Origin of the sequence: Streptacidiphilus sp. MAP12-33 (assembly GCF_041261265.1) — a bacterium.
Classification (GTDB): Bacteria; Actinomycetota; Actinomycetes; order Streptomycetales; family Streptomycetaceae; genus Streptacidiphilus.
Genome location: NZ_JBGCCA010000006.1, coordinates 24,127 through 37,705, shown reverse-complemented (window position 1 = coordinate 37,705; position 13,579 = coordinate 24,127). Strand labels below are relative to the sequence as shown.

Genomic DNA, 13,579 nt, shown 5'->3' with positions numbered 1-13,579 from the left:
GGGAATCTTCATGAGCAACCTCATCGCCGTCGCCTACCCCGACGTGGCCACCGCCGAGCAGGTCCGGGCCAAGCTCGTCGAGCTCCAGAAGCAGAAGCTGATCAACATCGAGGACGCCGTCGTCGTCGAGCGCCGTCCCGACGGTAAGGTCAAGCTGCACCAGGCCATGAGCACCGTCGGTGCGGGCGCGGCCGGTGGCGCGCTGTGGGGCGGCCTGATCGGGCTGCTCTTCTTCATGCCGTTCCTCGGCATGGCCGTGGGCGGCGCGACGGGCGCGGCGGTCGGCTCGGCCAACGACTTCGGCGTCGACGACGACTTCATGCGCAAGGTCGGCGCGGGCCTGACGCCGGGCGCGGCGGCCGTCTTCGCCCTGGTCAGCGACGCGGTGACCGAGAAGGTCCTGCCGGAGCTGGCCCCCTTCGGCGGTCAGATCATCCAGACCTCGCTGAGCGAGGCCGACGAGGAGCACCTCCGCGAGGCGGTCGCCACCCTGCGCGCGGGTGCCGCCCACGGCGCCTGACCCCGACCGGTCCCGGAGCGGGCGCCCCTGGCGCGCCGCCCGGCGATCGCGGGGGAGCGACGAACCGGCGACCCCGGCCGCCCACGGTGCGGCCGGGGCCGTCGCGCTACCGGCACAGCCACCGACGCGGCGCTGGGTCGAGCTGGCGCTGGTGGTCCTCGCCGTCGCCATCGCGGCCTACGGCTACGTGGACGTCGGTGCCGACATCGACGGCAAGGTGCCGTCGGACGCGCTGCGTTACGGCCTGGGCCTCGGCGGTCTCGCGCTGCTCGCCCACCTGAGCGTCAGGGCGCGGGCCCGTTACGCCGACCCACTGCTGCTGCCGATCGCCGTGCTGCTCAACGGTCTGGGCCTGGTGGTCATCTACCGGCTGGACCGGGCGACGCCCAACAGCAGCACCGCGCCGACCCAGCTGCTCTGGTCGACGATCGGGGTCGGGCTCTTCATCATCGTGGTCTGGGCGCTGCGCGACTACCGGGTGCTGCAGCGCTACGCCTACGTGCTGGCCCTGTCCGCCCTGCTGCTGATGATCGTGCCGATCTTCCTGCCGGCCGTCTACGGGGCCAAGATCTGGATCAAGATCGGCCCGCTGTCCTTCCAGCCCGGCGAGATCGCCAAGATCGCTCTCGCGATCTTCTTCGCCTCCTACCTCGCCCGCCATCGTGACGCCCTCGCGCTGACCGGACGCCGGGTCTGGCGGCTGGAGCTGCCGCGCGGCCGCAACCTCGGGCCGATCGTGCTGATCTGGCTGGTCAGCGCGGCCGTTCTGTTTCTGGAGCAGGACCTCGGCACGCTGCTGATCTTCTTCGGCCTCTTCGTGGTCATGCTGTACGTGGCGACCGGCCGGATCGGCTGGATCGCGGTCGGCCTGGTGCTGGTCGGCGTGGCGGTCGTGCCGGTCGCGCTGTGGGAGCCGCACGTGCACGTCCGCTTCGTCGACTGGCTCGACCCGATGCGGACCATCCGGCTCGGACTGGGCCCGAGCCAGCTCGCCCAGTCGATGTTCGCCTTCGCCGCCGGCGGCCTGCTCGGCACCGGCCTCGGGCTCGGCCACTCGTACCTGATCGGCTTCGCGATGAAGTCGGACTGGATCCTGGCGACGTTTGGCGAGGAGATCGGCCTGGTCGGGCTCGCGGCGCTGTTCCTGCTCTACGCGATCGTCGTGGTGCGGGGGTTCCGGATCGGCCGCCAGCTGCGCGACCCGTTCGGGCGGCTGCTCGCGATCGGGCTCGCCGTGCTGCTGGCGCTGCAGGTCTTCGTGGTCGCCGGGGGAGTCACCGACCTGATCCCGCTGACCGGGATGACGATGCCGTTCCTGGCCCAGGGCGGTTCCTCACTGGTGACCAACTGGATCCTGATCGCACTGCTGGTGAAGCTGAGCGACGCCGCGCGCCGCCCCGATCCTCCGGTGCCGCAGCTGATCACCCCGACGCCCGGCGCGGACGAGGGTGATGACAGCGGTGATCCGGAGCAGGAGGACAGATGAGGCGCAAGGGAGCGACGTCCAAGCCCGGCGCGGGTGGCTCGGGCGCTCCGGCCGGCCCGCCGCCCGGAGCGGTGCGGCTCTCGCTGAGCCGGACCGGCCGCCGTGCCGGGCTGTTCTGCCTGGCGCTGATCCTGGTGCTGCTGGCCAACGCCACCCGGTTGCAGGTCTTCCAGGCCAAGTCGCTGGACGACAACACGGCCAACCAGCGCGCGGTGATCGCCCGCTACGACCAGCCCCGCGGCGACATCCTGGTGGCCGGCAAGGCGGTCACCGGCTCCAGGAGGACCGGCGGCACCCTGGCCTACCAGCGGACCTACACCGACGGCGCCCTGTATGCACCGGTCACCGGCTTCTCCTCGCAGACCTACGGCAACACCCTGATCGAAGGTGTCGAGGACAAGATCCTGGCCGGCCAGGACAGCCGCCTGTCGACCAACGCGGTCTGGGACGAGATCTCCCGCGCCCGGGTTCCCGGCGGGAACGTGCTGACCACCATCAACCCCAAGGCGCAGCGCGCCGCCTTCCAGGGGCTCGGCGGCAAGCGCGGCGCGGTCGCCGCCATCGAGCCCGCCACCGGGCGGATCCTCGCCCTGGCCAGTACCCCCTCCTACGACCCGAACGGCATCACCGGCACCGGGCAGGCTGCCGTCTCCGACTGGACCCGGCTCAACGCGGACACCACCCAGCCGATGCTGAACCGGGCTCTGCGCCAGACCTATCCGCCGGGGTCGACGTTCAAGGTCGTCACCCTGGCGGCCGCGTTGCAGTACGGGCTCTACAGCGGCATCGACGTCCCGACGAACTCCCCGGACCCGTACACGCCGAAGGACACCGACCACGCACTCACCAACGAGTCGGCGAGCGACGCCTGCACCAATGCGACCCTCGACTACGCCCTCCAGGTCTCGTGCAACACCGTCTTCGGCAAGGCCGGTGTGGACGTGGGCGCAGCGAACATGGTGAAGATGGCGGAGGCGTTCGGCTTCAACCAGAGCGGCCAGACCATCCCCGTCGGCGTGGCCAAGAGCAACTTCGACACCGGCCTGACCAGCCAGGCCTTCCTCGCGCTCTCGTCCATCGGGCAGTACGACACCGCCGCCACGCCGCTGGAGATGGCGGAGGTCGCGGCCGCCGTCGCCAACGACGGCACGCTGATGGAGCCGCGTCTGGTCGACAAGGTGACCCGCAGCGACGGAACGACGGTGCAGAGCTTCGGGAACGCGACCTTCGGCCGGCCGGTGTCGGGCGCGGTGGCCGCGCAGATCCAGCAGGCCATGGTGAACGTGGTCGGCAGCGGGACGGGCACGAACGCGCAGATCCCCGGCGCGGTCGTCGGCGGGAAGACCGGCACCGCGCAGAACGGCGTCGGCAACAGCGGTACGCCCTACGCGTGGTTCATCTCCTATGCCAAGCCCAGTGCGTCGGCGGTCGCGCCGGTGGCGGTCGCCGTCGTGATCGAGGACAGCAACGCCAACCGGGCCGACATCAGCGGTGGAGGGCTGGCGGCCCCGATCGCGAAGGCGGTCATGCAGGCCGTGCTGTCGGGCTGAGACGGGGTCTGGCCGGTCGCGCGGTGTCTGTCCGTGCACCGTCAGGAACCTCGTCCGTGAACAGGCCGGAGGCCGCGATCAGGCCCTAGGGTGGACGGCATGCCGAAGATCGCAGTCGTCGGGAGCATCAACCTCGATCTGGTCGTGCCGGTGCCGAAGCATCCGCGACCGGGCGAGACCGTGCTGGGCGGGGACCTGGCCGAGCATCCCGGCGGCAAGGGGGCCAACCAGGCGGTCGCCGCGGCACGGCTGGGTGCCTCGGTGGCGATGCTGGGCCGGGTCGGCGCGGACGACGCGGGCGCCCGGCTGCGACGGGTGCTGGAACTGGAGGGTGTGGACGCCACGCGCGTCCTGCCCGTCGACGGCCTGCCGACGGGGCGGGCGCTGATCGCGGTCGACCACACCACCGGCGAGAACTCGATCATCGTGAGCCCCGGCGCGAACACCGCTCTCTCCCCGGAGCACTGCGCCTCGGAGGGAGCGCTGCTCCGCGACGCGGACGTCACCATGCTCCAGCACGAGGTGCCGGCCGAGACCGTCGCGGCCGCCGCACGGCTCGCCGGCGGCACGGTGCTGCTCAATCCCGCTCCCGCCCGCGAGCTCACCCTCGACCTGCTGCACATGGTCGACCTGCTGGTGCCCAATCGTGAGGAGCTCGCGAGCCTCGTCGGCCACCCGCTCCCCGACCTGCACGCCGTCGCGGACGCGACCCGGCAGTTGCGCGGCCCGGGGGCCGTCGTGGTCACCCTCGGCGCGGACGGGGCGCTGCTGTGCGAGGACGGGGCGGTCGTCCTCGTCCCGCCGCACCGGGTCACGCCGCTCGACACGACGGCGGCGGGCGACGCCTTCTGCGGCGCCCTGGCCTTCGGCCTCGTCGACGGGCACGGCCTGCACGAGGCGGTCCGGCGGGCGAACGTCGCCGCCGCGCTCAGCACGACCCTGCCCGGGGCCCAGCCCTCCCTCCCGACGCGCGCGGAGGTCGCCCGGGCCCTGGGGGAGTGACACCGGGGACGAGGCGAGGCCGTCGGCAAATAGTCCGATTTGCCCATTTCGCATGCGACGATACGTCACATGACCGCCCCCGACGCCCCGCTCGTGCGGCAGCTGCTGCGCCGCAAGCCCGTCGCCCGGCTCATCGCCGAGAGCAGCGGGGACATCGAGGCGCCGCCGCCGGGCACGCCCGTGGCGAGCGGCCTGCACCTCAAGCGCTCGATCGGGCTGGTCCAGCTCTCGGCGATCGGCATCGGCGCGACGGTCGGCACCGGCATCTTCTTCGTCCTCAACACCTCCGTGCCGGAGGCCGGTCCCGCGGTCGTGGTCTCCTTCGTGATCGCGGCGGTCACGGCGGGGCTCACCGCGCTCTGCTACGCCGAACTGGCCTCGGCCATCCCGGTCTCCGGTTCCTCGTACTCCTACGCCTACGCCACGCTCGGCGAGATCGTGGCGTTCGGTGTCGGCGCCTGCCTGCTGCTGGAGTACGGCGTCTCGGCGTCCGCGGTCTCCGTCGGCTGGGGGCAGTACCTCAACGAGTTCTTCAGCGACGCCTTCGGGTTCACACTCCCGAACGCCATCGCCCAGCCGCCCGGTGACGGCGGCTATGTGAACGTCCCCGCCATGGTCCTGGTGACGCTGTGCTGCCTGCTGCTGGTGCGCGGCACGAAGGAGTCGGCCACGCTCAACGCGGTCATGGTGGGTGTGAAGATCGTCGTCCTGGTGCTCTTCGTGTGTATCGCGTTCACAGGGTTCCAGGCGGACAACCTCAAGCCGTTCGCGCCGCTCGGCTTCTCCGGCATCGGCACCGCGGCGTCCAGCATCTTCTTCTCCTTCATCGGCCTGGACGCGGTGTCGACGGCCGGTGAGGAGGTGCGCGACCCCCACCGCACCCTGCCGCGGGCGATCCTCATCGCGCTGGTGGTGGTGACCGCGCTGTACATCGCCGTCGCCCTGGCCGCGGTCGGCGCGCAGTCGTGGACGAAGTTCGCCGGGCAGCAGGCCGGGCTCGCGCAGATCCTGCGCGACGTGACCGGCCAGACCTGGCCCTCCATCATGTTCGCGCTGGGGGCGATCGTCTCCATCTTCAGCGTGACCCTGGTCGTCATCTACGGCCAGACCCGCATCCTCTACACGATGGGCCGCGACGGCATGCTGCCGCCGGCCTTCGCCACGGTCTCGGAGCGGACCGGGACGCCCATCTGGAACACGGTGGTCGTCAGCGTCGGCGTGGCGCTGCTCGCGGGCTTCGTGCCGCTGGACGTGCTGGCCGACCTGACCAGCCTCGGCACCCTGGTGGCCTTCTCGGTGGTGTCCGTCGGGGTGATGGTGCTGCGCCGCACCCACCCGGACATGCCGCGCGGCTTCAAGGTGCCCGGCTTCCCGGTCACGCCGCTGCTGTCGATCGCGGCCTGCGGGTACGTCATCTCCGGTCTGCACCCGCTGACGTTCGGCTTCTTCGCCGCCTGGCTGACCGGGGCGGCCTTCGTCTACTTCGGTTACAGCCTGCGGCACTCACGCCTGCGCGGCGCGGAACGGCCCGAGGCCGATCCGCGCCGCGCGCGGCCGTGAGGCATGTGCTCGCAGATCCGTGGGAGGGGGCGGATCAGCCGTTCGGGCCGGTGCCGAGGGCGTCGCCGAGCGCGGCGGTCAGGCTGCCGTCGGAGGTGTCCCCGTCCATCGACCACACGAAGGTGCCGCGCAGCCCCTGCTCCTTGATGTACTGGCCCTTGTACCAGAGGGACAGCGGGTTGTCGTAGGTGTAGAACGTGCCGCTGGCCGCGTCGTACTTGTAGGGCTCCTTGGCGATCGGGTCCCAGTACGTCTGGCCGGGGGCGGTGACGACCTGGTTGTAGTTCGGCGTGCCGCCGCCCGCGGTCGCCGTCTGGAACAGGCCGTCGCCGCGCGGGCCGGGCGCGACACCGGTCCACGTGTGGGCGTAGTAGGGCACCGCCAGGCCGATCTTGCTCGGCTTCACGCCGTGCTGCTCGTAGTACCGCACGGCCTGGTCGATGCTGAACTGGTTGTCGGCCGGGTTGGGGTCGCGCGGGTCCTGGTGCAGCGCCGAGGAGAGGTCGGTCGGACCGGCCGCTTCCCAGCTGCCGTGGTAGTCGAAGGTCATGACGTTGAACCAGTCCACGACCTTGGCCAGCTGAGCCAGCTGGAGCTTGGCGGCGGCGACCGGGCTGGCCGAGGTGTTGGCGGTGAGCAGGTAGCGCTCGCCGCTCGCGTCGCCCGCCGCGTCCAGCTGCTTGCGGAACTCCCGCATCAGCGCCGTGTAGTTGGGCGTGTCCTGGGGGCCGTAGGGGTTGCCGTTGCCGGGCATGCCCGGGTACTCCCAGTCGATGGCGAAGCCGTCGAAGATCCCGGCGGCGGCGCCCGCGGGCAGGCCGGGGAGGTCGCCCTTGAGGTACTGGTCCACGCAGGAGGCGACGAACTTCTGCCGGGCCGCGTCGGTCGAGGCGACCTGGGAGAACTGGCCGGACCAGGACCAGCCGCCGATGGACATCACGATCTTCAGGTGCGGGTACTGGGCCTTCAGTTCGCGCAGCTGGTTGAAGTTGCCGAGCAGCGCCTGGCCGGCGGCGTCGGCCTGTCCGTTCACGGACTCGGTGGCGGCGAAGGGGCGCTGGTAGTCGGCCCAGCTGTCGCCGCTGGCGCAGAGGCCGTCGGCGGAGATGTTGCTGAACGCGTAGTCCAGCTCGGTGAGGTGGCTGATCTCTCCGGTGCTGATCAGGTTCTTCTCGAAGTTGCCGGAGTAGATGCCCCACTGGGTGAAGTAGCCGATGAGCTGCTTCTGGTTGTGACCGTGGCCGCCGCCGTCGAAGGCGGGGGCGGCGGCGTGGGCGGGCGTGCTGCCGATCAGTGCGGCGGCGCAGGCCGCCGTCGCCGCGGCGACGGCGGTACGGCGAAGGGCGGCACGGCGGAACGCTGGCATGGACTCTCCTCGACGGAATGCCTCGGGCGGTACCGGGACGCCCGGCGCGGACGCGGGCATCTCACTGGCGCGGGGGAGGTCTGAGCATTGGCATAGACCAATGAGAGGGAAGGTATAGGCCAATCTGCCGAAGGGTCAATGGCCCTGCGGTGCCTTGCGGGCCGGGCGCCCGTCGACGGGGACCGTGTGGCCCGCGCGCTACGAGTGCGGTACTCCTGCGGTGATGGCGCCCGGCCGGGCGGCCCGGTTCGCCTTGCAGGTGCGCGTGGACACGTCCGTCGGCCACGGCCTCGGCAAGCTCTGGCCCGGCACGTTGCCGAGCGACCCGAAGGGCGGCGTGCCCAGCAACCCCTGGGACGCGAGCCAGGCCGGGCACACGGCCTCGATCGTGCTGAACCGAGTTCACAGCGGGGACCTCGCCGGGCCCACCCCCTGATGTCCCGGATGTCCACAGGCTGTGGGCGCACTACGCTGGCCCCGTCATGGGGAGCGCACTGCGAAACGCTGTGAGCCGCGCGTGGGAGCGGGCCTGCCGCGTCGCGCGGCTGCTGTGGGATGCCGCCTGGGCGGCGCCGGACCGGCACGTGCCGTTCGCGCCGAGGCTCGGGCGGCCCGCCCAGGTGCTGCTCGGCGTGATCGGACTCGTCGCCGTGCTGGTGCTCGCGGCCACAGCCGACCAGCAGCTCGTGCAGCTGGTGCCGGGCAGCCTGGCCTGGGCCCTCGCCGCGCTCCAGGCGCTGCCGCTGCTGCTGGTCGTCTCGCGGCCGCTGGCCGCCTGGCGGCTCAGCGCGCTCGGCCTGACCCTGGCGACGTTCGCCGAGGTCGGCCATGCTCCGACGCCGTTCTGGCCCTGGCCGGTCAGCTCCTGCATCGCGTTCGTGCTGCTGGTCTTCGTGACCGCGCAACGCTACGGCCGGGACATCGCCATCGGCGTCGACCTGCTGACCGCGGGCGCCGTGTTCCTTCCCGCACTGCTGCTCGTCGCCCTGCCGCCCGTCGTGCTCGGGGTCGGCGTCGTGGCGGTGACGCTGGTGCTGGTGCTCGGCGAGTCGATCCACTCCCGCCTGGAGGCCGAGCGGCATCTGGAGGAGGCCGAGCAGCAGCGCCGGGCCGGGCTCGCCCGGCAGGCAGTGCTGGAGGAGCGCAGCCGGATCGCCCGTGAACTCCACGACGTCGTCGCCCACCACATGTCGATGATCGCGATCCAGGCCGAGGCCGCCCCGTACAAGGAGCCGGGCCTGCCCGAGCAGACCCGCCGCACGTTCACGGCGATCCGTGAGGCCTCGACGACCGCGCTCACCGAGATGCGCCGCGTCATCGGGCTGCTGCGCGAGGAGGACGAGGGCCCCGAACGCGCGCCGCAGCCCGGAATCGACAGGATCCCGGACATGGTGCGGGCCGCGCGCAGCGCCGGGATGCAGGTGGACCTGACACTGACCGGCGGACCCGAGCGGGTCCCCTCGGTCGTGGACGTCTCCGTCTACCGGATCGTCCAGGAGGCGCTGAGCAACGCCGGCCGCCACGCGCCGGGCGCCCACGTCGCCATCGAGGTGGAGCGCTCCGCGGGCGGGGTGCGGGTGGAGGTCGTCGACGACGGCAGCCCGGGCAGCCGCCGGGTGCCGCTGCCGCCCGGCGGGACCGGCGGACACGGGCTCACCGGGATGCGTGAACGCGCCGCGCTGCTGGGCGGCACCCTGCGGGCCGGGCTGAGCCAGGGCGGGGGCTTCACGGTGACAGCCTGGCTGCCGACGGACGGGCCGCGTGTCCGAACGCGCGAAGCACAGGGAGAATCGACCACGATCGGCATGAGCGGGCCCGGCGCACTCGGCGCCCCGACCGTGTCGCCGGACGACCGGCCGATCGGGTCGGCCGACGGGCAGCCGAAGGGACAGGGGGAAGGGTGACACAGGCGGCGGAGCCGGCCGGAGCGGCCGAACCTGCACAGGGCGCGCTCACGCAGGAGACGATCCGGGTGCTCCTGGTGGACGACCAGGAGATGGTCCGCGACGGGCTCGGCGCACTGCTGTCCAGCGCACCCGACATCGCGCTGGTCGGTGAGGCCGGCGACGGGGTCAAGGCCATCCAGCTGGCCCGGGAGCTCACGCCGGACGTGGTGGTGATGGACGTCCGGATGCCGGGCATGGACGGGCTCACCGCGACGGGCGCGATCGTGGACGCCGGTGGCGAGCTGGGGCCGCGCGTCCTCATCCTGACCACCTTCGACCTCGACGAATACGTGTACGAGGCGCTCGCGCGGGGGGCCAGTGGCTTCCTGCTCAAGGACGCCCCCGCCCGGGACCTGATCAACGCGGTCCGCGTGATCGCGGCGGGGCAGGCGCTGCTGGCACCCTCGGTGACCCGGCGCCTGATCGCCGACGTGGCCCGCCGCCGGCGCGCCGGAAACCTGCGGCCCGAGGCGGTGGGCAGCCTGACCGCACGCGAGCTGGACGTGCTGCGGCAGGTGGCCCGCGGGCTGTCGAACTCGGAGATCGCCGACGAGCTGGTCCTGTCCGAGCAGACCATCAAGACGCACGTCGGCCGCATCCTGGCCAAGCTGGAGCTGCGCGACCGCACCCAGGCCGTCGTCTTCGCCTACGAGCACGGGCTCGCCGGGGGCGAGTGAGGCGAGCCGCCGGTCACCCAGCGTGCCCGACCATGCGTGTGCCCCCTACCGGGGAAGGATGGGTGAACAACCCTGGAGTGTGACGACAGGCCGGGGTGGCTGTTCCTAATGTGGCAGCGTGACGACGACTCATGCCCGTTCGGGGGAGGCACGGCGAGCCGCCGCGCGTCTGCTGCTGCCGCGCCAGCGTGTCGAGCAGCTCGGTGCGGGGCTGCTCGGACCGGGCGTGGCCGGCGAACACCGGCGTGCGCCCTGGGTGCTCGGGGCACTCGGCTGCGCCGGGTGGGCCTTCGGTTTTCCGCTGATCTCGAACCTCGCCTCGCAGCGCGCCTGGGGGTGGTCGGCGGCCGCGGGGTACCTGCTGGCCGCGCTCGCGGCGGGGCTGCTCCCACGTGGACGCGCCGGTGACGCACGGGCCCTGGCCCGCCCGATGCGCGTGGCGGTGGCCGTAGCGCTGCTCGGAGCCGTGCTGGTGCCGTTGGTGCTGCTGCTGGTGCAGGGGCAGGCGCAGTCCGAGGTCTTCGTCGTGCAGCAGTCGGCGGTGCGGCTCGTTCACACGGGCAGCCCCTACGTGCCGCACCCCGTCAACTGGACCGGGTACACACCGTATCTGCCGGGGATGACGCTGTTCGGCTTCCCGCACCTGGTGCTGCCGGCCGTCCTCGGCGACGCGCGCATCTGGTTCCTGCTGGCGTTCCTGGTCTGCCTCGTCCTGGCCTGGCGCCTGCTGCGCGGTGGCCCGCTGGCCGTGCCGCTGGCGGCGGTCGTGGCGTCGCCGCTGGTCGCGTTGCCCGCGGCGGTGAGCGGGGTGGACCTGCCGATGATCGGCGGCTGCATCCTGGCCCTGGCGCTCGCCGGTCGGGGCAATGCCGCGCGGGCGGGGATCGTGCTGGGGCTCGTCTGCGCGCTCAAGTGGACGGCGTGGCCGGCTGTGCCCGTCGCGCTGCTGCTGCTCCTTCAGATCGGCGGCCGCCGTGCGGCCCTGCGCGGACTGCTCTGGTCGGGACTGGTCGGTGGGGCGCTGGTGGTGCCGTTCGCTCTGGCGGCCCCGCAGGCGATGCTGGAGCAGGTGGTCCGCTTCCCGCTCGGGCTCTCGACGGTGAAGACACCCGCCGGCAGCCCACTCCCCGGTCACATCCTCGCCCAGCTGGGTCCCGCCGGGCGGACGGCCTCGCTGGTGCTGTTCGCGCTGAGCGGGCTGGCCGTCTGCGTCTGGCTGGTGGCCCGCCCGCCGCGCGACGCGCGCGCGGCCTGCGACCGGCTCGCGCTGGGCGTCGCGCTCGCCTTCCTGCTCGCTCCGGCCGGGCGGTTCGGCTACCTGCAGCTGCCGGTGCTGCTCGTGCTGTGGCCGCGGCTGGCCCTGCGGGCCGAACGGTCGACGGCCGCGCCGGTGCTCGTCGCGAGCAGCGCGGTCGAGGATCCGGCGCCCGCGGGAACGCACGGCCAGGCCGGCCCCGCACTCCCGGTGCCACCGGCCGCCGCCCCCGAGGGGCCAGACGGGGCGGACGGGGCGGACCAGGCCGGCCGGGACGACGGGTCCCACCAACCGGCGGTGGGCGACGAGCTGGACGAGCTGGCCGCGCTGGACGGCCTCGACGCCGAGGACCTCGCTGACCAGGCCGGTCGGGCCCCGAGCGGGGCGGCGCACTGACACCGTGTGACGGTGATGCACCGTGACGCCCTGCCGCGCGTGCGGCGGCAGGGGCGCCCGCCTGCGCGTCCGCGCTTCCCGTGCGCCCTGCCCCGGCTGCCCGGCCCCGGGTGGCCGTGCCGTTGCCTGCGCGTAATGTCGTTCGATGACGACCCACGGGGGGACGGCGGAGGAGGGCGGTACGGGTGGAGCGCGGCACGGGACGCGGGGTGACACGTCGTGGGGTCCTGGGCGCGGCGGCGGTCGCAGGAGCCGTCGTCGGCGTGGGGTCCGGCCTGGCCGGGTGCGAGTCGGGTGGGGTCGCCACCCCCGCCGGCACGCATCGCGCCGACGGGACCGGCGCCACGCCCGCGCCGACCGGCGTCCAGTCCGCCGCCACGCTCGCCGAGAACGCCAAGCCGGGCGCCACCGACTGGCGGATCACCAGGCTGGGCGCGCCGGAGGACATCGAGGGCTACACCGACCGCGCCTCCGCCCGGCCTGGCGAGCCGCTCGCCCTGCACGTCTCGACGACGGCCCCGGCGTTCACGGTCTCCGCCTACCGGGTCGGCTGGTACGGCGGCGCGCAGGCCCGCCTCGTGTGGCGCTCGCAGCGGGTCACCGGCACGCGGCAGGCCGCCGCGGTGATCGAGCCGTCCACGCGGACCGTGCGGACGGGCTGGCGGCCGACGCTCGCGCTCGACACCCGCGACTGGCCCGAGGGCGCGTACCTGCTGCGCCTCGACGCTGTGAACGGCAGTCAGCGGTGGGTGCCGCTGATCCTGCGTTCACAGCAGGCGGGTGGGCGGGTGCTGGTGATGCACGGCACGGCGACCTGGCAGGCCTACAACACCTGGGGCGGCACCAGCCTCTACCAGGGTGTGAACGGCAGCTACGGCAGCAGGGCGCTGAAGGTCTCCTTCGACCGGCCCTACGCCGACGAGGGGGCGGAGAAGTTCCTCGTCTACGAGCGCGCCCTGGTGGTCCTCGCCGAGCGGCTCGGCCTGCCGCTGGCCTACACGACGGGGATCGACGTGCACACCGACCCGTCCGTGCTCGGCGGCGCGACCGCCGTGATGTCGCTCGGGCACGACGAGTACTGGACCCCGCAGCAGCGCAAGTCCGTCACCAAGGCCCGCGACACGGGCACCAACATCGCCTTCCTGGGTGCGAACACCTGCTTCCGCCGGATCCGGGTCGAGGACGACGGCCGCACCGTGGTCTGCTACAAGACGGACTACCGCGACGACCCCGCCTACATGCAGGACCGGGCGCTGACCACCACGGACTTCCGTTCCGGCCCGGCGGCGGACCCGGAGTCGTCGATGACGGGGGTCTTCTACGAGGGCTACCCGACCGACGCGCCGTACGTCGTGCACACACCCGACCACTGGCTTTTCGAGGGCACAGGCGTGCGCGCGGGCGACTCGTTCGCGCACCTGGTCGGCGTCGAGTACGACCGGGTCACCCCGGGTGCGCCGACGCCGCGGCCGATCGAGATCCTGGCCCACTCGCCGCTGGTCTGCAACGGCAACCACAGCCACTCCGACACGGCCTACTACACCGCCCGCAGCGGCGCCGGGGTCTTCGCCTCCGGCACGATGCGCTGGGTCGAGGGCCTGATGGCCGGAGGCCGCGACGACGGCGGCGACCACGGCATGGACGCCCGCACGGCCGCCTTCGTCACCCGGACGACGGAGAACCTGCTGAACGCCTTCGCCCTCGGACCGGTGGCGAACCACCGGCCGGGGCCGAAGGACAACGTGCAGGCGGTCTACGGCTGAGCCGGGCCCACCAGGCGGTGGCGGCGGTCACCAGGCGGCGTCAGCGGTCAGCAGCCGG

The 13,579-nt window shown here is 72.9% G+C and carries 11 protein-coding genes; 10 read left to right on the top strand and 1 reads right to left on the bottom strand.

Features of this window, described 5'->3' with window-relative positions:
• The first annotated feature begins 10 nt into the window (after positions 1-10).
• From ABH931_RS08340 to ABH931_RS08320, 5 genes are all read left to right on the top strand, one after another.
• Positions 11-520, top strand: coding sequence for a DUF1269 domain-containing protein (locus tag ABH931_RS08340; RefSeq protein WP_370111411.1), 510 nt, complete (start codon positions 11-13; stop codon positions 518-520).
• A 148-nt stretch (positions 521-668) separates the two neighbouring features.
• Positions 669-2,006, top strand: coding sequence for an FtsW/RodA/SpoVE family cell cycle protein (locus tag ABH931_RS08335; protein WP_370111674.1), 1,338 nt, complete (start codon positions 669-671; stop codon positions 2,004-2,006).
• Between the two features lie 83 nt (positions 2,007-2,089).
• The gene (locus tag ABH931_RS08330) at positions 2,090-3,556 is read left to right on the top strand and encodes a penicillin-binding transpeptidase domain-containing protein (RefSeq protein WP_370111672.1); all 1,467 of its coding nucleotides are present in this window, start codon (positions 2,090-2,092) and stop codon (positions 3,554-3,556) included.
• Between the two features lie 99 nt (positions 3,557-3,655).
• Positions 3,656-4,558: a ribokinase gene (gene rbsK / locus ABH931_RS08325; protein ID WP_370111409.1), complete on the top strand. Its 903-nt coding sequence runs from the start codon at positions 3,656-3,658 to the stop codon at positions 4,556-4,558.
• A 69-nt stretch (positions 4,559-4,627) separates the two neighbouring features.
• Positions 4,628-6,118, top strand: coding sequence for an APC family permease (locus ABH931_RS08320; RefSeq protein WP_370111408.1), 1,491 nt, complete (start codon positions 4,628-4,630; stop codon positions 6,116-6,118).
• A 34-nt stretch (positions 6,119-6,152) separates the two neighbouring features.
• Here the strand turns inward: ABH931_RS08320 and ABH931_RS08315 are convergent, their stop codons facing one another.
• Positions 6,153-7,484 (bottom strand): glycoside hydrolase family 18 protein, encoded by a 1,332-nt coding sequence (locus ABH931_RS08315; RefSeq protein WP_370111406.1) that lies wholly within the window; start codon positions 7,482-7,484, stop codon positions 6,153-6,155.
• A gap of 265 nt (positions 7,485-7,749) precedes the next feature.
• Between ABH931_RS08315 and ABH931_RS08310 the strand changes: the two genes are divergently transcribed.
• The 5 genes from ABH931_RS08310 (at position 7,750) to ABH931_RS08290 (ending at position 13,521) form a co-directional block, all read left to right on the top strand.
• Positions 7,750-7,920: a hypothetical protein gene (locus tag ABH931_RS08310; protein ID WP_370111405.1), complete on the top strand. Its 171-nt coding sequence runs from the start codon at positions 7,750-7,752 to the stop codon at positions 7,918-7,920.
• A gap of 46 nt (positions 7,921-7,966) precedes the next feature.
• Positions 7,967-9,388, top strand: a complete 1,422-nt coding sequence (locus tag ABH931_RS08305) for a sensor histidine kinase (RefSeq protein ID WP_370111403.1) — start codon at positions 7,967-7,969, stop codon at positions 9,386-9,388.
• 62 nt (positions 9,389-9,450) lie between these two features.
• Positions 9,451-10,107 (top strand): response regulator, encoded by a 657-nt coding sequence (locus ABH931_RS08300; protein ID WP_370111670.1) that lies wholly within the window; start codon positions 9,451-9,453, stop codon positions 10,105-10,107.
• 118 nt (positions 10,108-10,225) lie between these two features.
• The gene (locus ABH931_RS08295; RefSeq protein WP_370111399.1) at positions 10,226-11,758 is read left to right on the top strand and encodes a glycosyltransferase 87 family protein; all 1,533 of its coding nucleotides are present in this window, start codon (positions 10,226-10,228) and stop codon (positions 11,756-11,758) included.
• 209 nt (positions 11,759-11,967) lie between these two features.
• Positions 11,968-13,521, top strand: coding sequence for a N,N-dimethylformamidase beta subunit family domain-containing protein (locus ABH931_RS08290; protein ID WP_370111397.1), 1,554 nt, complete (start codon positions 11,968-11,970; stop codon positions 13,519-13,521).
• The last annotated feature ends 58 nt before the right edge of the window (positions 13,522-13,579 follow it).

What these genes read in the sequence shown, in the direction of transcription:
- rbsK (WP_370111409.1), top strand. Translation starts at nt 3,656, where the DNA reads ATGCCGAAGATCGCAGTCGTCGGGAGCATCAACCTCGATCTGGTCGTG.
- ABH931_RS08340 (WP_370111411.1), top strand. Translation starts at nt 11, where the DNA reads ATGAGCAACCTCATCGCCGTCGCCTACCCCGACGTGGCCACCGCCGAG.
- ABH931_RS08320 (WP_370111408.1), top strand. Translation starts at nt 4,628, where the DNA reads ATGACCGCCCCCGACGCCCCGCTCGTGCGGCAGCTGCTGCGCCGCAAG.
- ABH931_RS08315 (WP_370111406.1), bottom strand. Translation starts at nt 7,484, where the DNA reads ATGCCAGCGTTCCGCCGTGCCGCCCTTCGCCGTACCGCCGTCGCCGCG.
- ABH931_RS08305 (WP_370111403.1), top strand. Translation starts at nt 7,967, where the DNA reads ATGGGGAGCGCACTGCGAAACGCTGTGAGCCGCGCGTGGGAGCGGGCC.